22 protein-coding genes and 2 pseudogenes are annotated in these 19,531 nt (G+C 70.8%); 13 read left to right on the top strand and 11 right to left on the bottom strand.

Annotated features, from left to right (window positions below; all coding sequences use genetic code 11):
• The coding region (locus ACFT4A_RS27420) for an integrase core domain-containing protein (RefSeq protein WP_382834781.1) at positions 1–392 on the top strand (392 nt) is incomplete at its 5' end.
• 388 nt (positions 393–780) lie between these two features.
• Here ACFT4A_RS27420 and ACFT4A_RS27415 read toward each other — a convergent pair.
• Positions 781–1,182, bottom strand: a complete 402-nt coding sequence (locus ACFT4A_RS27415; protein WP_382834778.1) for a hypothetical protein — start codon at positions 1,180–1,182, stop codon at positions 781–783.
• A gap of 6 nt (positions 1,183–1,188) precedes the next feature.
• Here ACFT4A_RS27415 and ACFT4A_RS27410 point away from each other — a divergent pair, with 6 nt between their 5' ends.
• Positions 1,189–1,800: a DinB family protein gene (locus ACFT4A_RS27410; protein ID WP_382834775.1), complete on the top strand. Its 612-nt coding sequence runs from the start codon at positions 1,189–1,191 to the stop codon at positions 1,798–1,800.
• A gap of 67 nt (positions 1,801–1,867) precedes the next feature.
• Positions 1,868–2,287: a nuclear transport factor 2 family protein gene (locus tag ACFT4A_RS27405; protein ID WP_382834772.1), complete on the top strand. Its 420-nt coding sequence runs from the start codon at positions 1,868–1,870 to the stop codon at positions 2,285–2,287.
• 7 nt (positions 2,288–2,294) lie between these two features.
• Here the strand turns inward: ACFT4A_RS27405 and ACFT4A_RS27400 are convergent, their stop codons facing one another.
• The 3 genes from ACFT4A_RS27400 to ACFT4A_RS27390 form a co-directional block, all read right to left on the bottom strand.
• Positions 2,295–3,308, bottom strand: a complete 1,014-nt coding sequence (locus ACFT4A_RS27400; RefSeq protein WP_382834769.1) for a hypothetical protein — start codon at positions 3,306–3,308, stop codon at positions 2,295–2,297.
• Positions 3,309–3,364: 56 nt separating this feature from the next.
• A complete protein-coding gene (locus ACFT4A_RS27395; RefSeq protein ID WP_382834765.1) occupies positions 3,365–4,096 on the bottom strand; it encodes a hypothetical protein in 732 nt (243 codons plus the stop codon).
• Between the two features lie 69 nt (positions 4,097–4,165).
• Complete coding sequence (locus tag ACFT4A_RS27390) at positions 4,166–4,603, bottom strand: DUF2000 family protein (RefSeq protein ID WP_382834762.1); 438 nt, start codon at positions 4,601–4,603, stop codon at positions 4,166–4,168.
• A gap of 49 nt (positions 4,604–4,652) precedes the next feature.
• Between ACFT4A_RS27390 and ACFT4A_RS27385 the strand changes: the two genes are divergently transcribed.
• Complete coding sequence (locus ACFT4A_RS27385; protein WP_382834760.1) at positions 4,653–5,477, top strand: AraC family transcriptional regulator; 825 nt, start codon at positions 4,653–4,655, stop codon at positions 5,475–5,477.
• Here the strand turns inward: ACFT4A_RS27385 and ACFT4A_RS27380 are convergent, their stop codons facing one another.
• Together ACFT4A_RS27380 and mshA are read right to left on the bottom strand one after the other, a co-directional pair.
• Entirely contained in the window at positions 5,478–5,987 is a 510-nt protein-coding gene (locus ACFT4A_RS27380) for a YbjN domain-containing protein (protein WP_382834757.1), read from the bottom strand.
• Positions 5,980–7,317 (bottom strand): D-inositol-3-phosphate glycosyltransferase, encoded by a 1,338-nt coding sequence (gene mshA, locus ACFT4A_RS27375; RefSeq protein WP_382834754.1) that lies wholly within the window; start codon positions 7,315–7,317, stop codon positions 5,980–5,982. Before mshA ends, ACFT4A_RS27380 begins: the two co-directional genes overlap by 8 nt.
• A gap of 354 nt (positions 7,318–7,671) precedes the next feature.
• Between mshA and ACFT4A_RS27370 the strand changes: the two genes are divergently transcribed.
• The 5 genes from ACFT4A_RS27370 to ACFT4A_RS27350 all read left to right on the top strand — a co-directional run bounded on the left by ACFT4A_RS27370 (position 7,672) and on the right by ACFT4A_RS27350 (position 13,141).
• On the top strand, positions 7,672–8,541 hold the full coding sequence (locus ACFT4A_RS27370; RefSeq protein WP_382834752.1) for a calcium-binding protein: 870 nt from the start codon (positions 7,672–7,674) through the stop codon (positions 8,539–8,541).
• Positions 8,542–8,661: 120 nt separating this feature from the next.
• The gene (locus ACFT4A_RS27365) at positions 8,662–9,273 is read left to right on the top strand and encodes a dihydrofolate reductase family protein (protein ID WP_382834749.1); all 612 of its coding nucleotides are present in this window, start codon (positions 8,662–8,664) and stop codon (positions 9,271–9,273) included.
• A gap of 69 nt (positions 9,274–9,342) precedes the next feature.
• On the top strand, positions 9,343–10,167 hold the full coding sequence (locus ACFT4A_RS27360) for a class I SAM-dependent methyltransferase (RefSeq protein WP_382834746.1): 825 nt from the start codon (positions 9,343–9,345) through the stop codon (positions 10,165–10,167).
• Positions 10,168–10,422: 255 nt separating this feature from the next.
• Complete coding sequence (locus ACFT4A_RS27355; protein WP_382834743.1) at positions 10,423–11,511, top strand: NlpC/P60 family protein; 1,089 nt, start codon at positions 10,423–10,425, stop codon at positions 11,509–11,511.
• A gap of 280 nt (positions 11,512–11,791) precedes the next feature.
• Positions 11,792–13,141, top strand: coding sequence for a PP2C family protein-serine/threonine phosphatase (locus ACFT4A_RS27350; protein ID WP_382834740.1), 1,350 nt, complete (start codon positions 11,792–11,794; stop codon positions 13,139–13,141).
• 62 nt (positions 13,142–13,203) lie between these two features.
• Here ACFT4A_RS27350 and ACFT4A_RS27345 read toward each other — a convergent pair whose 3' ends face one another.
• From ACFT4A_RS27345 to ACFT4A_RS27335, 3 genes are all read right to left on the bottom strand, one after another.
• The gene (locus ACFT4A_RS27345; RefSeq protein ID WP_382834737.1) at positions 13,204–13,536 is read right to left on the bottom strand and encodes a DUF2516 family protein; all 333 of its coding nucleotides are present in this window, start codon (positions 13,534–13,536) and stop codon (positions 13,204–13,206) included.
• Positions 13,537–13,661: 125 nt separating this feature from the next.
• Positions 13,662–14,321 (bottom strand): hypothetical protein, encoded by a 660-nt coding sequence (locus tag ACFT4A_RS27340; RefSeq protein ID WP_382834735.1) that lies wholly within the window; start codon positions 14,319–14,321, stop codon positions 13,662–13,664.
• 89 nt (positions 14,322–14,410) lie between these two features.
• The gene (locus ACFT4A_RS27335) at positions 14,411–15,130 is read right to left on the bottom strand and encodes a helix-turn-helix domain-containing protein (RefSeq protein ID WP_382834732.1); all 720 of its coding nucleotides are present in this window, start codon (positions 15,128–15,130) and stop codon (positions 14,411–14,413) included.
• 155 nt (positions 15,131–15,285) lie between these two features.
• Here ACFT4A_RS27335 and ACFT4A_RS27330 point away from each other — a divergent pair, with 155 nt between their 5' ends.
• Positions 15,286–16,257, top strand: coding sequence for a GNAT family N-acetyltransferase (locus tag ACFT4A_RS27330; RefSeq protein ID WP_382834729.1), 972 nt, complete (start codon positions 15,286–15,288; stop codon positions 16,255–16,257).
• 198 nt (positions 16,258–16,455) lie between these two features.
• Here ACFT4A_RS27330 and ACFT4A_RS27325 read toward each other — a convergent pair whose 3' ends face one another.
• Complete coding sequence (locus ACFT4A_RS27325; protein ID WP_382834726.1) at positions 16,456–16,806, bottom strand: winged helix-turn-helix transcriptional regulator; 351 nt, start codon at positions 16,804–16,806, stop codon at positions 16,456–16,458.
• A 50-nt stretch (positions 16,807–16,856) separates the two neighbouring features.
• On the opposite strand from ACFT4A_RS27325, the gene ACFT4A_RS27320 reads away from it, so the two are divergent.
• Positions 16,857–17,744: an NAD(P)-dependent oxidoreductase gene (locus tag ACFT4A_RS27320; protein ID WP_382834723.1), complete on the top strand. Its 888-nt coding sequence runs from the start codon at positions 16,857–16,859 to the stop codon at positions 17,742–17,744.
• Between the two features lie 244 nt (positions 17,745–17,988).
• Positions 17,989–18,501 (top strand): annotated as a pseudogene (locus ACFT4A_RS27315) (LysR family transcriptional regulator substrate-binding protein); the annotation flags it as partial.
• On the opposite strand, the pseudogene ACFT4A_RS27310 reads toward ACFT4A_RS27315, so the two are convergent.
• A pseudogene (locus ACFT4A_RS27310) lies at positions 18,485–18,706 on the bottom strand (VOC family protein); the annotation flags it as partial. The pseudogenes ACFT4A_RS27315 and ACFT4A_RS27310 sit on opposite strands and share 17 nt — an antisense overlap.
• A 176-nt stretch (positions 18,707–18,882) precedes the next feature.
• Between ACFT4A_RS27310 and ACFT4A_RS27305 the strand changes: the two are divergent.
• Positions 18,883–19,530: a hypothetical protein gene (locus ACFT4A_RS27305; RefSeq protein WP_382834784.1), complete on the top strand. Its 648-nt coding sequence runs from the start codon at positions 18,883–18,885 to the stop codon at positions 19,528–19,530.
• The last annotated feature ends 1 nt before the right edge of the window (position 19,531 follow it).

Below are 19,531 nucleotides of genomic sequence, written 5' to 3'. Positions count from 1 at the left end.
CCCTCGACATGGCCTTGTGGCGTCGCGACCGCGCCGGAACTCCCGCTGGCCCGGGGCTGGTTCATCATTCGGACGCGGGCAGTCAGTACACGTCTTTCGCGTTCACCGCGCACCTGATCGAGGCCGGCATCGACGCCTCGATCGGCACCGTCGGCGACGCCTTGGACAACGCGCTCATGGAATCCCAGATCGGCCTCTACAAGACGGAGTTGATCAAGCCGCGCAGGCCCTGGCACGGCCTGGCCGACGTTGAACTCGCCACCGCGGAATGGGTCGACTGGTTCAACAACCAGCGCCTCCACACAGCGATCGGCGACATCCCGCCCCACGAGCACGAGACCAACCACTACGCTCAACACCAGCCCCAACCGGCGGCTGGAGTCAACGCATAGAGCCTCCACCGATCCCGGAGCGGTTCAAAGGGCCGTTGCTGTTTTCCCACGCAACGTACATCGACCCATCATTCCCGACGGTGACCGCCGTGAGCTGATTGCTGCTCTGCTTTTGCATGGCCACGTTGGGTCCCGGACTCAAAATCACCATGACAGCCTCCACCTGTCCTGTTAGTCACTGTTGATCGCCGTAGTTACACAGCAATTCGACGCGACTTCTCAGGAATTAGGCGGCTCAGGCTCGGCCCGGTTCCTGCTTACCGCGGTGCAGGGCGCACGAAGTTGGCGAACCGACGGCCAGGTCGCAACGGGCCACTGCCGTGGGCCGGTCCCGCGCGGATAGAGCCAGGCTTGGAGCCAGCATCGCTGTCACATCGAATTGACAACCTTAGGCTCTTTTCCATGAAAACACGTGCGGGCGTTGGGCGCCTCTGGGCACGCCGCGCTCTCTCGCGGGTGAACGGACCGTTTCTTGCTCAACTGCCGCGTTGCGGGCTTCAAGGCGGCTCAATTCGTCGATCAGTGCTGAAAGGTAGTGCAGTTCGACGGGGAGTTCCTGGGCGCGCCGGGAGAACCGCCTCTCGAGCCGGTCGCGCGCTGGCTCGTCGAGGAACTGGATCTCCCTCGCCAGGTGCTTGGCCAGCGTGGTTCCTCCGGAGCCTGGAAGTCCGCACAGCAAGATCAGCCTCGGTTCGCGTCCCGTGTTCAACAGGTACCTCCACAGCGTCCCGGTGCCGGTGCGGATGCCCGAGTTATTCGGTGGCGGAGCCGTTTCGGCCCGGTCCACCATGCCCCCATGGTCTCGGATGAGCACACCAATGAACGAGCTGTGGCTCGGTGGACGCAGTCGACCGTCTACCCCGACATGTGGGTCGATCCGGATGATGATCCTCGTGAGACCGACACCGACGTCGTCGATGAGCGCAGCAGCCTGCTCGAGAATCTGCGCCACTACCGGCTGACCCTGGAGATGAAGTGCGCCGGTCTGGACGCCGAACAGATGGCCCTGCGTTCCGTGCCGCCGTCCACGATGTCCCTGCTCGGGCTGGTGCGGCACCTGACCGAGGAAGAGCGGCATTTTCGGCGGGTGATGGCCGGTGAGGACGCGCCGAAGCTGTATCGGACCGAGGAGGATCGTGACGGCGACTGGAACGGGGCGGTCGCCGACCCGGTGGTCGTGGAGGATGCCTGGCGGCAGTGGCGGGTGGAAGTGGAACTCACCGATCGGTACCTGGCCGGCGTCGGCGATCTCACCACCCGGAACGCCGGGTTCTCCGACCTCGGGCCCGAACCCGGTGGACAGCTTCAGCTGCGCGATGTCCTGGTGGCGCAGATCGGGGAGTACGCGCGGCACTGCGGCCACGCCGACCTTCTGCGCGAGTTGATCGACGGTCGCGTCGGGCAGTGATGGACTCCGAGTCTCCTTACCTGGGACGTAATCGACGCTCCTGCGGTGTCCCGGCAGTCTGGGCTTCATGACGCCTCCCACCACCGCCACAGCCACCCGCGCCACCGTCCAGAGGTTCCTCGAACTCCGGCTCTCCGGCGACACCGAAGGAATCACCGCGCTCTTCGCCGACAAGGTCGACTGGCTGCTCGCCGAGAATCCGGGAGTGCCGTGGATACGTCCGCGGTCCAGCGCTGCCGAGTGTGCCGCGCAGGCAGAAGAGTTGATGGCGCACACCGTGCCCGGAGACGCCCGCGCCTCCGTGGACACGTTTCTCGTCGACGGCAACGACGCCGTCCTGATGGGGCATCTCGCAGGGACCGTACGGGCGACGGGGAAGTCCTTCGAGGGGCCGTTCGCGCTGCGGCTCACCGTCGAGGACGGGCGGATCACGCGGCACCACCTCTACGAGAACAGCCTGTCGATCGCCGAGGCCTGCAGCCCGTGACCCCGTCCTAGCCCTGGGCCAGGACGTTCGTGGACTCCGCGTCGAGGGAGACTCCCGAGGGCTCGTCCGGGTCGGAGGGCCACCAAGGGGCCGAGACCGCTGCGGACAGGGCCGCGGCGAGGTCCCCGGTGTTCTTCGACGTGGCTCCGGTCGGCAGCGCGATGCGGATGCGGACCGTGCGGGATTCACCGGGCGCGAGGGCGAACTCGTCCGTCTCGACGTGCGCCCGGCCCGTCAGGTCGGTCCAGCGGTCCTCCTGGTCAATCGACCAGTGCAGGCGGCTGACCGACTGGCCGGCCGCGCCGGGGCTGAGGGTGATCGCGATGCGCAGGCCGGAGCGGGTGAGCTTGCCCGCAACGTTGCGTACGCGCACCTCCCACTCCACGGATGGACCACCCTCGGTCGCCCTGAGCAACTGCGGGACCTCGATGGCGAGGTGAGTGGGATCCACCGGAAGACGCACCCGTGACGCGGACGCCGCCGGGTGGGTATCCGGAGCCCAGCCTTTCCGGGCCGGGGCCAGCTGCGCGGCGATGGTGTCGGCCACGGCAGGGACCTGTCCGTCCACGTAGCTGCGCCGCTGATCGGCGGTGAAGATCCGGAACTCGATCTTGTTTCGCGCCTTGCCGCGGTGCAGGAGTGGTAGCACGGCAGCGAACTCGCCGTCGTCGTCCTGCTCGTTGGTCCATTGGAGCCGCACATCGCGCCACGCTTCGTCTTCGCGGATCTGGAGCCGGTCCGGGACCGTGCCGATGTAGAGCGCCAGTACGCGCCGGGCGGCCTGCGTCTCGGTGAGGCCGGCGACAGTGACGCGGAAGGGGAGCGGCGGGCCGCCGGGGACCAGTGCGCGATCGCCGTCCGTGCCGAGGTGGATGGCCGGGCGAGGTGCCGGTGCAGCCGGAGAGTGCCCCCTGTCCGGCGCCGTGTCCGGGCCCCGGTCCGCGCAGCCGGCGACCGCCGACGTGGCGACGACGAAGACGAAGAGTATGAGCAGGGCACGTAAGCCGGGTATTCGGGTCACGGGCATCCCTCCCGCGGCGGATTTTATCGCTGCGAGGGGCCTCGGGCGCCTGTGCGTCAGGCCCGCCCGACCAGCCGCCAGTACTGCCGCTTCTCCTCGTCCCGTACGACCACGCCGAGCCGCAGCAGTTCACCGCGCAGCTCCCGGGCGTCGTCGGCGTCGTCCGAGTCCTTTCGGGCCCGCGCGCGTGCCCTGAGCAGGGCGTCCGCGCCCTCGGGGAGGCCCGGCGTGCCGGGGACCCAGCGGCGGAACTCGGCGCGGTACGGGTCCTCCTCCGCCCAGGGGTAGCCGTGCGCGGCAAGCGCCGCGATGAGGCGTGGCCAGGACAGGCCGCAGTGCTCCCGGGCCAGTTCCCCGCTGTCCGGGGCCAGGACGACCAGGTGCTTGCCGTCTCTGAACAGCACCGCGATCTCCTCACGGGCGAACTCCCGTGTGCTCTCCCTGATGGTGAGGGTCAGGTGTGTGGCGGAGATGCTCACCGACAGGGACTCATGCACCGCCGTGAAACCCAGCAGCAGGCCGGCGAGTGCGCCCACCGCGACCGTGCCCAGGGTGAGGGCGGGTTCCGGGATCGAGGTGAGGAGTTCGGCCGGGCCTTCCAGTGGTGCCCAGGGCAGGCTCAGCAGCCAGCGGGCGAGGAGAGGGAGCAGGGCGCCGGCTGCTGCAGCGCAGGCGATGCAGAAGAGCACGATGGCCCATGCCGATTCCGCGAGTTCGGTGGACTTGTCCGCCGGCCGAACCGGCGGAACCGGCCTCTTTCCCCTGTGGACTTTCCTGGCTTCCTCCATGGAAAGAGTCTCGGGACGGGCCGTCCGTGCTGTCATCAGCCGTTGGTCTACGCGCCCCCGACTTTGGTCTCACGGATGCATCCGCGCGCCCTTCACCACCTTGTCCACCGCGTTCTTCGGGCCGTAGACCAAGAGGCCGACCAGGTCCAGGTCCGCCGTCGGCACCGCCCGTACGGCCGCGCGGTTGTCGCGGTCGTTGCCCGTCGAGAACAGGTCGGACGTGAAGAGCGCGCGGGGCAGGGAGCGGGACAAGGCCCTGGTGTGGGCGGTGGTCAGGGTTTCCTTCGTGGCCTCGAAGACCATGACCGGCTGGCGGAACATCGGCAGATAGGGCACGCCGTCCGCGTCCTCGTACGGTTCCCCGATCACCTCGGGGAGCTGCGTTCCCAAGCCGCTGACCAGGAATGACGTGACGTTCAGGCGCTGCCACTGCTCCAGGTCCTCGCGCAGCAGCACAGCGATCTTCGTATCAAAGCGGATCGGCTCCGGGGATGCTTCGGTGTTCATGATCCGAGCGTGCCGGGCAGCCCCCGCCAGGGTCTTGTACGTTTTTTGCATGGCCTCCGAGCCCTCCCGGACCTCCCCGACGTCCCGGTCCTCCCGGACCGTCTCCGCCTGGCGACCCCCCGTCGCCGGTGTCGTCGAGGTCTTCCACGCGCGGTTCACCGAGTACGCGTATCCGATGCACGTCCACGAGGCCTGGACGCTGCTGATCGTCGACACCGGTGCCGTGCGGTACGACCTGGACCGGCACGAGCACGGCACGCCGCACGACACCGTGTCGCTGCTGCCGCCGCATGTGCCGCACAACGGCTCGCCCGTCACCGCGGAGGGCTTCCGCAAGCGGGTGTTGTATCTCGACGGGACGTATCTCGGGGACGAGCTCATCGGGGCCGCCGTCGACCATCCCGACCTGCGCGATCCGCTGTTGCGGCGGCGCGTCGGGCAGTTGCACGGCACGCTGGTGCGGCCCGGTGAGGAGCTGGAGGCCGAGAGCAGGCTGATGTTCGTCGGGGAGCGGCTGCGCGGGCATCTGCGGGGCGACCCCGTCGCGTCACCACGGGCCGCCGATCCCGTCCTCGCCCGCCGGCTGCGCGAACTGCTGGACGAGCGGGTCGTCGAGGGGATGGAGCTCCGTGAGGCGTCGGCGCTCGTCGGGGCCCATCCGGCCCATCTCGTACGGGCGTTCAGTGCCGCCTACGGCATCGCCCCGCACCAGTACCTGACGTCGCTGCGCGTGGGCCGCGCCCGGCGGCTGCTGCTCGAGGGGCGGACGCCGAGCGAGGTGGCGGTGGCGACCGGGTTCTACGACCAGTCGCACCTCACGCGGCACTTCCGGAGGCTGGTGGGGGTACCGCCCGGGCGCTTCCGAGCCGGGTGATCAGCGCTCCGGGCGCTGCGTCAGATGCGCGAACGCGTCCAGGTTGCGCGTCGACTCGCCCCGGGACACCCGCCACTCGTACTCCTTGCGGATCGCCGAGGCGAAGCCCAGCTCCAGGAGGGTGTTGAAGCTGCCGTCCGCCGCTTCCAGGACCTGGCCGAGCAGGCGGTCCAGTTCGTCCGCGGTGACGGCGGACAGAGAGACGCGGCCGGTGACGTAGACGTCGCCGTGCTGGTCGACGGCGTAACTCACGCCGTAGAGCTTGAGGTTGCGCTCCAGCAGCCAGCGGTGGACGGCCGGTTCGTTCTCGTCGGGGTGGCGGATGACGAAGGCGTTCAGGGAGAGGGAGTGGCGGCCGACGAGCAGGGAGACCGTGGTCTTGAGCTTGCGGGTGCCGGGGAGCTGCGCGACGTACGTGCCGGGCTCGGGGCTCTCCCACTCCAGGTCGGCGTCCTTCAGCACTCCCTCGATGACCTGTGCCACGCGCTGTTCCTGACCGGTGTCACCCATGGAGCGAGCGTACGCGACGGCGGTGCGCCTGCATCGCGGCCGTGTAAACGTCCGCCGTGGCGGCGGCCGCGGCGTCCCAGCCGAAGGACTGGGCATGGCGGGCGGCCTGCGCGCCCATGCGGGACGCCAGGTGCGGGTCGTCGGCGAAGTCGCGCAGCACGCGCGCGTAGTCGGCGGGGTTGTGGCCGCGTACGAGGAAGCCGGTGTGTCCGTCGTCCACGGCCACCGGCAGGCCGCCGACCGCCGCCGCGAGCACGGGGGTGCCCGCCGCCTGGGCCTCTATGGCGACCAGGCCGAAGGACTCGCTGTAGGAGGGCATGACCAGGAGGGAGGCGGCGCGGAACCAGTCCGCGAGCTGTTCCTGGCCGACCGGCGGGCGGAACCGTACGACGTCCGCGATGCCGAGGCGGGCGGCGAGCTTCTGCAGGCCCTCGGGCTTGGCGAGGCCGCTGCCGCTGGGGCCGCCGACGACGGGGACGAGGATGCGCGAGCGCAGTTCGGGGCGCTCGTCGAGGAGGACGGCCACGGCCCGCAGCAGCACGTCGGGGGCCTTCAGGGGCTGGATGCGGCCCGCGAAGAGCGGGATCAGCGCGTCCTGGGGCAGCCCGAGACGGGCCCGGGCGGCGGCGCGGCCGTCGGCGGGCGAGAAGCGGGTCAGGTTGACGCCGGGGTGGACCACGGCGAGCTTGTCGGGGTCGGCCGCGTAGTGCCGGGCCAGTTCGTCGGCCTCTTCGGTGGTGTTGGCGATGAGGCGGTCGGCGGCGGCGACGATCTGGGTCTCGCCGATGACGCGGGCGGCCGGCTCGGGGCTGTCGCCGTCGGCCAGGTTGGCGTTCTTGACCTTGGCCATGGTGTGCATGGCGTGCACCAGGGGGACGCCCCAGCGCTGGGCGGCGAGCCAGCCGACGTGTCCGGAGAGCCAGTAGTGGGAGTGGACCAGGTCGTAGTGGCCGGGGCGGTGACCGGCCCAGGCCTGCATGACGCCGTGGGTGAAGGCGCACAGCTGGGCGGGGAGGTCCTCCTTGTTGAGTCCCTCGTAGGGGCCGGCGTCGATGTGCCGGACGAGGACGCCGGGGGCCAGTTCGACGGTCGGGGGGAGGGCGGCGGCGGTCGCGCGCGTGAAGATCTCGACCTCGACGCCCTGCGCGGCGAGGCGCTGCGCGAGTTCCACGATGTAGACGTTCATGCCGCCGGCGTCGCCGGTGCCCGGCTGGTGGAGCGGGGAGGTGTGCACGGAGAGCATGGCGACCCGGCGGGGCCTGCGGTGCAGCCTCAGGCGCGCGGGCGCGGACGCGGAGCGCCGCCCGAGCCTGCCGATGTACTGGCTCACGTGGCGTTCCTCCTCGCTCCGGGCATGCCTCGCGCAGGACGCGCTGTGCCCTGCACGGGGGAGAACATCGGAGGGGGGCGCTCCATTTCCGCGTTCGATTCCCTGTTCGCGACTTTTACCGAATCATTACCGCTCACCGCTCAACCGTTCGAGAATGTGGAGCGCCTGAAGGGTCCCCTTGTCCGCCGGGACCGGGAGCGTGACGGGCAGGTGAACTCGATCGGAAATCGCAGGTCATGGGCGTTGTCCCCGTCGTGAAAAGGCAGTCGATCCCGGCTCCGCGGACAACCGGGCTCCCGCCCCACCGGTCCCAACCAACGAAAGGATCGACCACTGCCTCACGGAGGTTATGCAATGCCCTCTCGCCTCATCGGCCGCCGGACGTTACGCGCGGCGACGCTTCTGACGCCCCTTCTCGGCATCGGCCTGGCCGTCCCGATCGCCCTGGCGGGCCCGGCCGGGGCCGCGCAGCCGACGGCCGCCACCGCCTCGGTGAACGAGTACGGCTGGCAGCTCACCTACACGGCCGCCCCCGGGCAGGCCAACAAGGTGGCCATCACCCAGTCCTTCACCGGCGACCGCTCCCGGTTCACCTATGTGATCGACGACGTCGTCCCGATCAGCGCCGGGACCGGCTGCGGCCATCCCGACAGCACGGACAAGACCAGGATCTCCTGCACGGTCGAGGCCCCCGAGAGCCAGTCCCCGCTCACCTCCATGGAGATGGACCTCGGCGACGGCGCCGACACCGCCTCCTTCGACAACGCCACCGACCAGGTCTACTACTTCAACGCGGTCGAACTGGGCGACGGCGACGACCGGTGGACCGGCTCCACCGGCGGCCGCGTCGACGGCGCATCGGTGCGGGGCGGCGCGGGCGCCGACATCATCAGGGCGGGCGCGCTGGGGTACGCCGGCGGCGGTGCCGGCGACGACACCCTCTATGCCGGCATCGACGGCGAGATCGTGGACGGCGGCGCGGGTGACGACGTCCTGCACGGCGGCGCGGGCGACCAGATCCTGCGTGCCGACGACGGTGACGACACGGTCTACGGCGGGGCAGGCGACGACGAGATCTACGGCGGCAGAGGCAACGACATCCTGCACGGGAACGGCGGCGCCGACCGGATCTGGGGCAACAGCGGCGACGACGAGCTGTACGGCGGACCCGGCGCGGACACGCTCTCCGGCGGGCCGGGCAGGAACATCGTCCGCCAGGACTGACGCGGTTCTCGCGGTCTCGCCGTTCCCCGTTCGGGGGCCGATGAGTTTCCGCGTCCCGGGGCGTCTGACTCACTGATCTGACTCACTGATCTGACTCACTGAGGAGAGGAGAGGGTCACGATGAAGCTCGTGGTGCAGGAGTTCCTGACGCTCGACGGTGTCTCCCAGGGGCCGGGCGCCCCGGACGAGGACACCAGCGACGGTTTCGAGCGGGGCGGCTGGTTCGTGCCGCATCTGGACGAGGAGTTCGAACGGCTGGTCGGTACCTGGCTCGGTGAGGCGGACGCGCTGCTGCTCGGCCGCCGTACCTACCAGAACTTCGCCCGGGACTGGCCGACGATGACCGACCATCCCGCCGCCGCCGTACTGAACGGCCTGCCGAAGTACGTCGCCTCCCACAGCCTGACCACGGCCGGCTGGAACCCGACCACCATCCTGTCCGGCGACGTCCCCGCCCAGGTGGCGGAGCTGAAGCGGCTGCCCGGCCGGGAGATCCAGATCCACGGCAGCGCCCGGCTCGCGCAGTCCCTGCTGGCCGCCGGGCTGGTCGACACGCTGCGGCTGGCGATCGCCCCGGTCGTGGTGGGGCAGGGCCGTCGCCTCTTCCCGGACGGCGGGGCACCGGCCGGGCTGCGGCTCACCGACCATCGGACGACGCCGGGCGGGCTGTCGGTGCATGTCTTCGAGTCGACGGGGGTTCCGGAGTTCGGGACGTACGGGGGCAGCGCCTGAGGACACCCGGGGGCGGCGGCGCCTGAGGACACCCGAGGGCATCCCTGAAGGCCGCATACCCTCGTACGCATGACATCCCGCGCGGCGACCCGCCCCCGCATCGTGGGCACGGTGACGCGCGGGACGACCAACCCCAACCGCCTGCGCCGCATGGACCGCTGGATCGCGGCCACGCACGGCGCGGAGCTGCGCCGTGCCGCCGACCCCGTGACGGTCGACCTCGGGTACGGCGCCGCCCCCTGGACGGCCGTCGAACTGCTGCACCGTCTGCGCACGGTCGCGCCCCGCACGCGCGTGGTGGGCGTCGAGATCGAGCCCGCCCGGGTCGCGGCGGCGCTGCCGTACGAGCGGGCGGGGCTCGTGTTCCGGCACGGCGGCTTCGAGATCCCGGTCCCGCAGCGGCCCCTGCTCGTCCGGGCGGCGAACGTGCTGCGGCAGTACGAGGAGGGCGAGGTCGCGGCCGTGTGGGAGCGGCTGTGCGGGCGGCTCGCCCCGGCCGACCCGGCCACCGGCGCGCGCGGCGGACTGCTGGTCGAGGGGACCTGCGACGAGATCGGGCGACGGCACGTGTGGGTCGCGCTCGGCCCGGAGGGTCCGCGCACGGTCACCTTCGCGACCCGGCTGGGCTCCCTGGAGCGCCCCTCGGACCTGGCGGAACGCCTGCCGAAGGCGCTCATCCACCGCAATGTCCCGGGCGAGCCGGTGCACTCCTTCCTGCGTGACTTCGACCGCGCCTGGGCGGCCGCCGCGCCCTACGCCTCCTACGGCGCCCGCCAGCGGTGGATCCGGGCGGTACGGGACCTGAGGGCGGACTGGCCGGTGGCGGACGGGCCGGTGCGGTGGCGGCAGGGCGAAGTGACGGTGCGGTGGGAGGCGTTGGCCCCGCGGGGCTGAGCTCACCGGCACGGCCAGTCGGCACGCCCCTCGGCATGGCCCGGCACGGCCCGGCACGGCCCGGCACGGCCCGGCACGGCCCGCCGGGAACGATCTCTTTGAGTCGTTCGTCACACAGGCGGGGAGATCGTCATGCCGGGGGCATACCGGTGCGGGGGCGGCGGGAAGCACTACCTCTGTCGCTTTGGGCGCCGGCATGGCAGCATCCCAGACGAACCGGATGTTACTGACGGTTAATCAGTTGGGGGCTGAGGCATGGGAACGGGCAAGCGTGGCCTGATCGCGACGGCGGTGACCGTCGTCTGCGCGATCACCGTGCTGGCGGCACCGGGCACGGCGTTCGCCAGTCCGAGCCCCTCCCCCACTCCGAGCGCGAGCTCAACACCCGGGCCCAGCAAGGACCTCGAGGCCGTACGCGAGAAGCTCGACAAGCTCTACCGCGCAGCGGGCCGTGCCACCGACGAGTACAACGCCGCCGAGGAGAAGGCGGACAAGCAGTCCGCCGAGATCGTCGAACTGGCCAAGAAGATCGTCAAGGGCAAGGAGAAGCTGGCCAAGCTGAAGGACCGGGCCGGCGCCTCGGCCGCCGCGCAGTACCGCGGGGGCGGACTGCCGCCCGAGGCCCATCTGACGCTCAGCGACGACCCGCAGGAGTTCCTCGAAGGAGCGGTCCGGGTCCGCCAGGGCCAGCACGCGGCCAAGGGCCTGATCGGCGAACTGACCCGCACGCAGCAGGACTTGGAGCAGTACGCCAAGGACGCCTCCGCGCAGTGGAAGAAGCTGGAGGCGGGCCGCAAGGCCAAGGCCGCCGCGCAGAAGAAGATCGAGAAGCAGATCAAGCAGGCGGAGAAGGTCGAGTCCGAGCTGCAGAAGGACGAGCAGAAGCGCCTCGCCGAGCTGGAGAAGCAGGCCGCGGCCAGGGCGCAGTCCGCCTGGCTCGGCTCCGGCGTCCTCGACGAGATCAGCGGCAAGGCGTCCGAGCAGGGCAAGAAGGCCGTCGAGTACGCCACGGCCCAGATCGGCAAGCCGTACCAGTGGGGCGCCGAGGGCCCTGAGACCTACGACTGCTCCGGGCTGACGTCACAGGCCTGGATATCCGCCGGCCGCGGCATACCGCGCACCTCGCAGGAGCAGTGGAAGCAGCTGCGGCACATCGACGTCCAGGACATGCGGCCCGGCGACCTCATCATCTACTTCGACGACGCCAGCCATGTCGCGATGTACATCGGCGACGGGGCGATGGTGCACGCCCCGCGCCCCGGGCGGGACATCACCGTCGCGGGAGCGGGATCCATGCCTATCCTCGGGGTGGTAAGGCCGGATCCCGGCACCGACGCCGGGTGAACATATCGGACATCAGGCACCTTTGGTGACACGACCCACGTGACCCACCGCACGCCGGGCCTCCCGACCGATGCGGTGTCGGCGTGACGTTCGTCATCTCCACAGCATCTCCGGCCTGTCCAACTGCGGTACATATCGCGGCATATGACACTGGCCGATGGCGCAGCGGCGTGGCTCACACCATTCCTATGCGGCGCCGACACCCGCTATGGTCCCCGTCGGTGGGTCGAGGTCCCTCGCCCCCGCCATGCCCTCGGGGGGAGGGAAGGAACCCAAGACAATGCCCGTACCCATACCGCGGCAGAGAGCGATCCCGGCCGTGGAAAGTGGTCAGGCGCAGGCCGCGTCCAAGTGCGGCGGCTCCGCCGAGGACTCCGTCAAGGACGCCTCGGCCGCGGCCCCGCGCACGCCGGACACCGCCGGAAACACCACGGACAAGGTGGAGAACAACACCGCTCACACCAACCTGACGCTGCTGCTGATCGAGGACGATCCGGCCGGTTCGCCGATCGCGCAGGACCTGCTCGACCAGGCAGGCAAGCCGATCCGCGTCCGCACGGCCCGCAATCTGACCGAGGCCGGGCGGCTGCTGACCGACGACGTCCACTGCATCCTGCTGGACCTCGCGCTGCCGGCGCCGGGCCACGGCGACTCCGAGGACGAGCTCGCCGTGCTCAAGCACGTGCTGGAGCTCGCGCCCCGGCATGCCGTCCTGGCGCTGACCGCGTCGGGCGACGCCGAGCGCGGCGCGGAGGCGGTGCGCGTGGGCGCCCAGGACTACCTGTTCCGCGACGAGCTGGACGGCCGGCTGCTGAGCCGCGCGATCCGCTACGCGGTGGAGCGCAAGCGTTCCGAGTCGGCCGAGCGCCGGCTCGCCGAGGGCCGCCTGCGGGCGCAGGAGAACCGCCGCCTGGAGCGCGGTCTGCTGCCGACCCCGCTGCTGGAGGGCTCTCCGCTGCGGTTCGCCGCCCGCTACCGCCCGGGCCGCTCGCGCGCCCTGCTCGGCGGTGACTTCTACGACGTCGTCCGCACGCCGGACGGCACCGTGCACGCGATGATCGGTGACGTGTGCGGCCACGGCCCGGACGAGGCCGCCCTCGGCGTGGAGCTGCGGATCGCGTGGCGGGCGCTGACGCTGGCGGGTCTGTGCGGCGACCAGCTGCTGGGCACGCTCCAGCAGGTGCTGGAGCACGAGCGGGCCGACGACGAGATCTTCGCGACGCTGTGCACGGTGGACATCGCGCCGGACGGCCGCCGCGCGGGCCTGTGCCTGGCGGGTCACCCCTCGCCGCTGCTGGCCCGCCCGGGCAAACCGGCCCGCCTACTGCCGTACGACAACAACGGACCGGCCCTCGGGCTGCTGCCGGGTGCGCGCTGGCCGCGTATGCAGGTGGAGCTGGGTGCCGAGTGGAGCCTGATGCTCTACACCGACGGCCTGATCGAGGGCCATATCGGCCAGGGCCGGGAGCGGCTCGGCCAGGACGGTATGACCGAGATGATCCGCCGCCAGTTCGCCGAGGGGCTGCGGGGCGAGCGGCTGCTGCGGGCGGCGGTGAACGAGGTGCGCGCCCTCAACGGTGGCGAGCTGACGGACGACGTGGCGGTTCTGCTGCTGGACCGGGTGCCGTAGCCCCGGGATCCGGCGCTGACCGGATGCCGTAGCCCGGGCTGCGACGCTTGCCGAGGGGCGGCTTACCGGCCGCCGTTCCAGGGGCCGTACGGGCCGTCGCTGCTGGAACCGCGCCGGCTGCGGCCGCCGCCGGGGAGCGCGCGGATGGCCGGGCGGACGTCGACCATGTACACGATCGTCGCGATGAGCCCGATGATCGGCAGGAACGACAGGATCGGGAAGAGCAGGTTCACCACGAAGGCCAGACCGAGGATGATCAGCCAGAACAGCTTGGTCTTCTTGTCGGCCGCGCGGTACGCGTCCTCCCGCCGCACGGCGGCGTCGAACAGCGCGAAGCCGCTGAAAATGATCAGGGCCATGCTCAGAAGCCACATCAACCCTGTGAAGCCCTGCATCAGCACAACATCCACCACCAGACTCGGCTCGTCCCTACGCGGTCACCGTACCCGTACAACGGGCCGGACACCCCCAGGGTGCCCGGCCCGTGTGCGTTGCCGCCCTTGATACGGCGGCTGCCGTCCTACTTGGCCGGCGGGGTGGTCTTCTTGGCCGTGGTGGTCTTGCGCGCCGGAGCCTTCTTGGCCGGGGCCTTCTTCGCCGAAGCGGCGGTGGCCGGCTTCGCCGGCTCCTCCTTCACCTCGACCGGCTCGGGCTTCGGCTCGACGGCCACGGCCAGCTCCTCGACGCCCTCGGCGACGTCCTCGATGCCCTCGGCGGCCTCGCCGCGCCAGGTGCGCACGGCCTGCTCGCCGTGCTCGGCGACCTTCTCGTAGGTCTCCCGGGCCTTGACGGCGTACTCGGCGGCCACGCCGACCCCGCGCAGCGCGAAGTCCTGGGCGTTCTCACCGAACTTCTTCAGGTCGGCGTCGAGGTTGCTGCCGAGCTTCTTGAAGTCGGCGTCGAGGGAGCCGATGAACCCCGTGACCTTGGTCTGCAGGGTCTCCTGCGTCTCCTTGACGCGGGCGGAGGCCTCCTTGGCCCGGGCGGACGCCTTCTCCTGGACGGCCTTGGTGTCGGTGTTGCGTACGGCGTCGATCCGCGCCGGAGCCTCGGCCCGCAGCTGCTCCACCAGGGCGGGCACCTTCTTCGCCTGCTGGAGGGCGAGGTCGGCGGTGCCGGCGGCGAAGTAGAGCGGAGTCGGGTCGCTGAGGGTCTTGCGCAGGTCGTCGGTGATGGCCATGGTGAGGGTCCTCCCGGATTCTGTCTCGCTTGAGGGTTCGGCTGAGGGTGGTGTGATCCGCAGCGGAGCGGCCGGTGCCCTGGTCCGGCTCAGCCGGCCGTCTGCTGCGGGTCGGTGTCACTGCCGCCGGTGGCCTTGCGGGGCCGGCGGGCGGCGGACGTACCGCCGGCGTTCTTGCGGGTGCGGCGAGCGGCGGGCGTACCGCCGGTCTCCTTGCGGGTGCGGCGGGCCGCGGGCGTACCGCCGGATTCCTTGCGGGTCCGACGAGCGGCCGACGCACCGCCGTCTCTCTCGTGGATACGGTCCTCGGCGGGCAGGCCGCCGTCGGCCGTGCGGGTCCGTCTGCGTATCTCGGTGCCGCCGTCCGGAGCGTCCCCGTCCACATCCGCCGCGCCTTCTCCGACCACGGCCTCGACGACGGCGGCGCCGTCGTCGGAGCCGCCGGAGCCGTTGCCGCTCCCGAACCCGTTCTCCTTGCGGAAGGACTCGTAGATCTGCAGCAGCACCTGCTTCTGCCGCTCGTTCAGCGTCGGGTCCGCGAGGATGACGGCACGCGTCTCCACCTCGTCCCGGTCCCGCTCGGCGTCGAGAATGCCGGCCCGGACGTACAGCGTCTCGGCGGAGATCCGCAGGGCCTTGGCGACCTGCTGCAACACCTCCGCGCTCGGCTTGCGCAGCCCGCGCTCGATCTGGCTCAGATACGGATTGGACACCCCGGCGGCATCGGCGAGCTGCCGCAGCGACAGCTGCGCGTTGCGCCGCTGCTCGCGCAGGTAGTCACCGAGATTGCCGACGTTGAGCGATGCCATGCCTCCACAGTGCCGCACCCCGCTAACTATTGCAAGCACCCGCTTGCAATAGTGCGCCGCGCCACGCGGCCGCAGTCGAGGCAGTCCGCTCTGACCCACCTCGCCTGCGGCGCACCTCCGTGGTGCGATGGAACGGGGGCAGGAAGGAGAGAGTGATGGCCCTACCAGCAGCGGAGCGCAAGGGCGGCGCGGCCCCGGTATCGGTCCGCCCGCTGGATGAGGCGGACCTGGATCGGGCCGATGAGATCTGCGGGGCGGCCTTCGGGACCTTCCTGGGGGCACCTGATCCGTTCGGGACCGTCGACTACGTCCGCACCCGCTGGGCGGCCGATCCACAGGCGGCGTTCGCGGCGACGGTCGAGGGCGAAGTGGTGGGATCGACCTTCGCCGCCGACTGGGGCAGCGTCGGGTTCTTCGGACCGCTGACCGTACGTCCGGATCTGTGGGACCAGGGCATCGGCAGGCGTCTGATGGAGCCGGTCATCGACCGCTTCGACGCCTGGGGGAATCGCCACCTCGGCCTGTTCACCTTCGCGCACAGTCCCAAGCATCTTGAGCTCTACCGCCGGTACGGCTTCTGGCCCCGATTCCTCACAGCCATCATGAAGAAGCAGGTCACAGAGGGTGCCGCAGTCCCCGGCCGGGTGCTCTACAGCGAACTGCCCGCCGCCGAGCGGCCCGAAGCGCTGAGCCTCTGTCGCGCACTGACCGGAGCCGTGTACGAGGGCCTGAGCCTGGAACGCGAGATCGCGGCCGCGCACGCGCAGGGACTCGGTGACACCATCCTGCTCCAGGGCGCCGGCTCCGAGCTCGACGGCCTGGCCGTCTGCCACTGCGGAGCCGGGACGGAGGCCGGTACGGACGTGTGCTTCGTCAAATTCGGCGCCGTACGTCCTGGTCCGGAGGCCGCCGACCGGTTCGAGCGACTGCTCGACGCGTGCGAGCGGCTGGCCGCCGAGCGCGGGCTGGGGCAACTGGACGCCGGCATGAACCTGGGCCGCCCGGACGCCTACCGGCGCATGATCGACCGCGGTTTCCGCACCTGGTTGCAGGGCGTGACCATGCACAGGCCCAACGAACCCGGGTACAGCCACCCCGACGCGTATGTGATCGACGACTGGCGCTGACCAGCCACCGGGTGGCTGATCCCGATGCCCTGGCCGCCACCCGGGAGGTCCAGGGCACGGTAGGGCGCGCGCCCCCACCTCTTGCGAAGTAGCCACTTTTTTGTGGGTACTTGGCGAGGGACGCCAACGGGGCGACGCTGGGTGAGGGACGGCCGGAGGGTCGTCAGATCCAGGTGGACGGGGGGACGAGGCGATGCGTCATGAGGCCGGCTGGGCCTCGGTGAGCTTCTCCAGGCGGCGGTGGCCCCAATCGGAGAGGGGAGCCAGCGCCTCGGAGAGTTCTCGACCGAACGCGGTCAAGGAGTACATGGTCTTCAACGGAAGCACGTCGTGCACCTCTCGGTGCACCAGCCCGTCGGCCTCCATCTCGCGGAGCGCCTGAGTCAGCACCTTCTCGCTGAGGCCCGGCAGCCGCCGACGCAGCTCACCCGGGCGGTGCGGACCGGATTCCAGCAGCCAGAGCAGAGCCGTCTTCCACTTTCCGTCGATCACAGCGATCGCGGCGGTTACCCCACAGACATTCGGGTCCTGGGCACGGCTGCGCGTCATTTTCGCCCCATTCATCACCTATTGCCGATATTTTCCATGGGAGTTGAGAGATGTCCTCACACACCGAACAGTCTGCCGTCACCGTCCTCGGCTTGGGGCCGATGGGCCGATCCCTGGCGGGCTCATTCCTGGCGGGCGGCCTGCGAACCACGGTCTGGAACCGGACGCCGGGCCGGGACGGGGAGCTGGTCGCGCGGGGCGCGGTCAGCGTCCGGTCGGCCGAGGAAGCGGTTGCCGCCAGCGGCCTGACCGTGGTCTGCGTGGTGAACTACGACGCGGTGGACGCCATCCTGCGGCGGGAGGTGGTCACCGGCGCGCTCAAGGGGCGCACAGTGGTCAATCTGACCGCCGACACGCCGGCCCGGGCCCGAGATACCGCAGCGTGGGCGGCTGAGCACGGTGTCCGCTACCTGGACGGCGCGATCATGACACCGACCACGACCATCGGCACTCCGGCCGCTGTGTTCCTCCACAGCGGCCCGGAGGATCTCTACCGTGAGCACCAGCCCGTCCTGGACGCGCTGGGCGGCACTCACACCCACCTCGGCGAGGAGATCGGGCGAGCGGCGGCCTACGACATCGCGCTGCTCGACATCTTCTGGACCGCCATGGCGGGCTATGCCCACGCTCTGGCGGTGGCGCGAGCGGAAGGGGTCACAGCGCGGCAGCTGGCGCCATTCGCCAAGGGCATCGGCGACATACTCCCGCCGGTCTTCGAAGAGCTCGCGGAGGAAGTGGACGACGGAACGTTCTCCGGCGAGGGCAACCCTCTCACCTCAGCGGCGTCGTCCATGGCCCATATCGTCCACACCTCCGAGGCCCACGGCATCGACGCGGGCGTGATGCGCGCGGCAGAAGGCCTGGCCCGCAGAGCCATCGGACAGGGCCACGGCGCTGACGGGTTCATCCGGATCTCCGAGCTCCTGGGCCGTCGCTGAGGAAGGCGACGCGGACCCATCGCGGATCTCTCCAGGTCGGCTGAGACAGCCGCGTGGCGGCAGCCGTGGTAAGTCGACGGGGGCGACTCGGATCAGAATGCCGTCCGGGTCCGCGACGACGAACGTGCGCCCGAATACCTCATCGCGCGGCTCGCTGACCACTCGAACTCCCTTCCCACCCACCGCGCGAACTGGCGGTCGATCGCCTCGGGTCCGCCAGGCAGGGCCAGACAGACCTCGCCGTCTGGAGTTTCGGACGGAGACCTCCAGCCGCAGTTGCTTCGACGCCCTCACCGCCGGCAACCTCGACCTCGCCTGGGTGACCATCGACGGCCCGGTGCGCGGTATCGAGCAGCGCCCCGTCGTCTCCCTGCCCTGGGTCCTGGCCGTCCGCTCCGACGATCCGCTCGCGGACCGGCCCTGTGTCAGCACGGCCGAGTTCAGCGACATCAGCCTCATCCGGCTTCCCGAGAACTCCACGTCGGGTGCCCGCCTCGACGCCGCGTTCGCCGAACTCGGCATCCGGAGCAGCTCCGGCACGAGCGTCGCCGACTGGAACACCGCCCTCCTGCTGGCGGAACTCGGCCTCGGTCACGCCGTCGTGCCCGTCCTGCCCGGCTGGGAGACACCGGGTGACGGTCCCCTCCGCCTCGTCCCCATCCCCGACCTGCCCCCGCTCCCGGTCGGCTGGGCCGTCCGCCGCTGGGACGCCCTCACTCCGCTCGCGCGGGTCTTCAGCAGTGCAGTTGCTGCGGTACGACTTGGCCGGGCCAGCTCGGAGCTCGGTAGTCGTCGACCCGCTGAAACCCGATGTCGAACCCGCCCTCACCGTCCAGCGCGGCGAACTCGGCGTCCGACTCGGGGTGGAGTCCAAGTCCGGTGGCTTCCTGATAGAACGCCGCCAGGGCGAGCGGATCAGGGCAGTCCAGGGTGATCGCGCTCAACTTCATCAGCGGGGTCATGGCGCCTCCGGGCCGCTCGCTGGGGACTCTGGCCCTGCACACCCTAGAAGCGGTCGGTCGCTAAATCGTTCGACGAGTCGGGGCGGGTGCCGTCATGATCCGCAGTCGTGACGACGACTTCGCAGCAGTTCCTCGTCCGAGCCGCCGCCCGGAACAACGCCGAGTGGTGCGCGGTGATGTGCCGGACGCACGGGGTGGTGGGCGGGTTCGGGGACGAGGCCTGGGCCGCCCGGGTCCGGACGCCGCTCTACTACCCCGATGCCGTGACGCTGGAGCCGGGCGCCGACGGGGACGTGCTCGTGGCGCGGATCGACACGGCCTCGCCCGGCGCCTCGGTCAAGGACAGTTTCGCCGACCTGGAGCTGGCGGAGGCCGGGTTCCGGGTGTTGTTCGAGGCGTGGTGGATCCACCGGCCGGCGGGGGCGCCCGCGCCCATGCCGGACCTCGCCTGGGACGTCGTGGACGATCCGGGCTCGCTGCGCGCCTGGGCGCTGGCCTGGGACGCCGGCGGCGGGAACACGGGCCTCTTCAGGCCCGAGCTGCTCGCCGACCCGGAGACCTTCGTGATCCTGGGGCGGGCCGCCGACGGCCGTATCGCCGCCGGAGCGGTCGCGAGCCGCAGCGAGCACGTCGTCGGTGTCTCCAACGTCTTCGCACGGGACGGCGGGCCCGACGCCGCCTGGCCGGTCGTCCTGCACGCGCTCGCCCGGCTCTTCCCCACCCTGCCCGTCGTCGGATACGAGCAGGGTGACGATCTGACGGTCGCTCTCCGGTACGGCTTCGAGCCGGTCGGCCCCTTGCGGGTGTGGATACCCAACGGCTGAC

Source organism: Streptomyces sp. NPDC057099, from assembly GCF_042671245.1.
GTDB classification, from domain to species: domain Bacteria; phylum Actinomycetota; class Actinomycetes; order Streptomycetales; family Streptomycetaceae; genus Streptomyces; species Streptomyces purpurascens.
This window is presented reverse-complemented; position numbering and strand designations above follow the sequence as displayed.

What these genes read in the sequence shown, in the direction of transcription:
- ACFT4A_RS27410 (WP_382834775.1), top strand. Translation starts at nt 1,189, where the DNA reads ATGGTCTCGGATGAGCACACCAATGAACGAGCTGTGGCTCGGTGGACG.
- ACFT4A_RS27335 (WP_382834732.1), bottom strand. Translation starts at nt 15,130, where the DNA reads ATGGCATCGCTCAACGTCGGCAATCTCGGTGACTACCTGCGCGAGCAG.
- ACFT4A_RS27340 (WP_382834735.1), bottom strand. Translation starts at nt 14,321, where the DNA reads ATGGCCATCACCGACGACCTGCGCAAGACCCTCAGCGACCCGACTCCG.
- ACFT4A_RS27390 (WP_382834762.1), bottom strand. Translation starts at nt 4,603, where the DNA reads ATGAACACCGAAGCATCCCCGGAGCCGATCCGCTTTGATACGAAGATC.
- ACFT4A_RS27355 (WP_382834743.1), top strand. Translation starts at nt 10,423, where the DNA reads ATGGGAACGGGCAAGCGTGGCCTGATCGCGACGGCGGTGACCGTCGTC.
- ACFT4A_RS27325 (WP_382834726.1), bottom strand. Translation starts at nt 16,806, where the DNA reads ATGACGCGCAGCCGTGCCCAGGACCCGAATGTCTGTGGGGTAACCGCC.
- ACFT4A_RS27365 (WP_382834749.1), top strand. Translation starts at nt 8,662, where the DNA reads ATGAAGCTCGTGGTGCAGGAGTTCCTGACGCTCGACGGTGTCTCCCAG.
- ACFT4A_RS27305 (WP_382834784.1), top strand. Translation starts at nt 18,883, where the DNA reads ATGTGCCGGACGCACGGGGTGGTGGGCGGGTTCGGGGACGAGGCCTGG.
- ACFT4A_RS27405 (WP_382834772.1), top strand. Translation starts at nt 1,868, where the DNA reads ATGACGCCTCCCACCACCGCCACAGCCACCCGCGCCACCGTCCAGAGG.
- ACFT4A_RS27415 (WP_382834778.1), bottom strand. Translation starts at nt 1,182, where the DNA reads ATGGTGGACCGGGCCGAAACGGCTCCGCCACCGAATAACTCGGGCATC.
- ACFT4A_RS27370 (WP_382834752.1), top strand. Translation starts at nt 7,672, where the DNA reads ATGCCCTCTCGCCTCATCGGCCGCCGGACGTTACGCGCGGCGACGCTT.
- ACFT4A_RS27350 (WP_382834740.1), top strand. Translation starts at nt 11,792, where the DNA reads ATGCCCGTACCCATACCGCGGCAGAGAGCGATCCCGGCCGTGGAAAGT.
- ACFT4A_RS27330 (WP_382834729.1), top strand. Translation starts at nt 15,286, where the DNA reads ATGGCCCTACCAGCAGCGGAGCGCAAGGGCGGCGCGGCCCCGGTATCG.
- ACFT4A_RS27395 (WP_382834765.1), bottom strand. Translation starts at nt 4,096, where the DNA reads ATGGAGGAAGCCAGGAAAGTCCACAGGGGAAAGAGGCCGGTTCCGCCG.
- ACFT4A_RS27385 (WP_382834760.1), top strand. Translation starts at nt 4,653, where the DNA reads ATGGCCTCCGAGCCCTCCCGGACCTCCCCGACGTCCCGGTCCTCCCGG.
- ACFT4A_RS27345 (WP_382834737.1), bottom strand. Translation starts at nt 13,536, where the DNA reads ATGCAGGGCTTCACAGGGTTGATGTGGCTTCTGAGCATGGCCCTGATC.
- ACFT4A_RS27380 (WP_382834757.1), bottom strand. Translation starts at nt 5,987, where the DNA reads ATGGGTGACACCGGTCAGGAACAGCGCGTGGCACAGGTCATCGAGGGA.
- ACFT4A_RS27320 (WP_382834723.1), top strand. Translation starts at nt 16,857, where the DNA reads ATGTCCTCACACACCGAACAGTCTGCCGTCACCGTCCTCGGCTTGGGG.
- ACFT4A_RS27360 (WP_382834746.1), top strand. Translation starts at nt 9,343, where the DNA reads ATGACATCCCGCGCGGCGACCCGCCCCCGCATCGTGGGCACGGTGACG.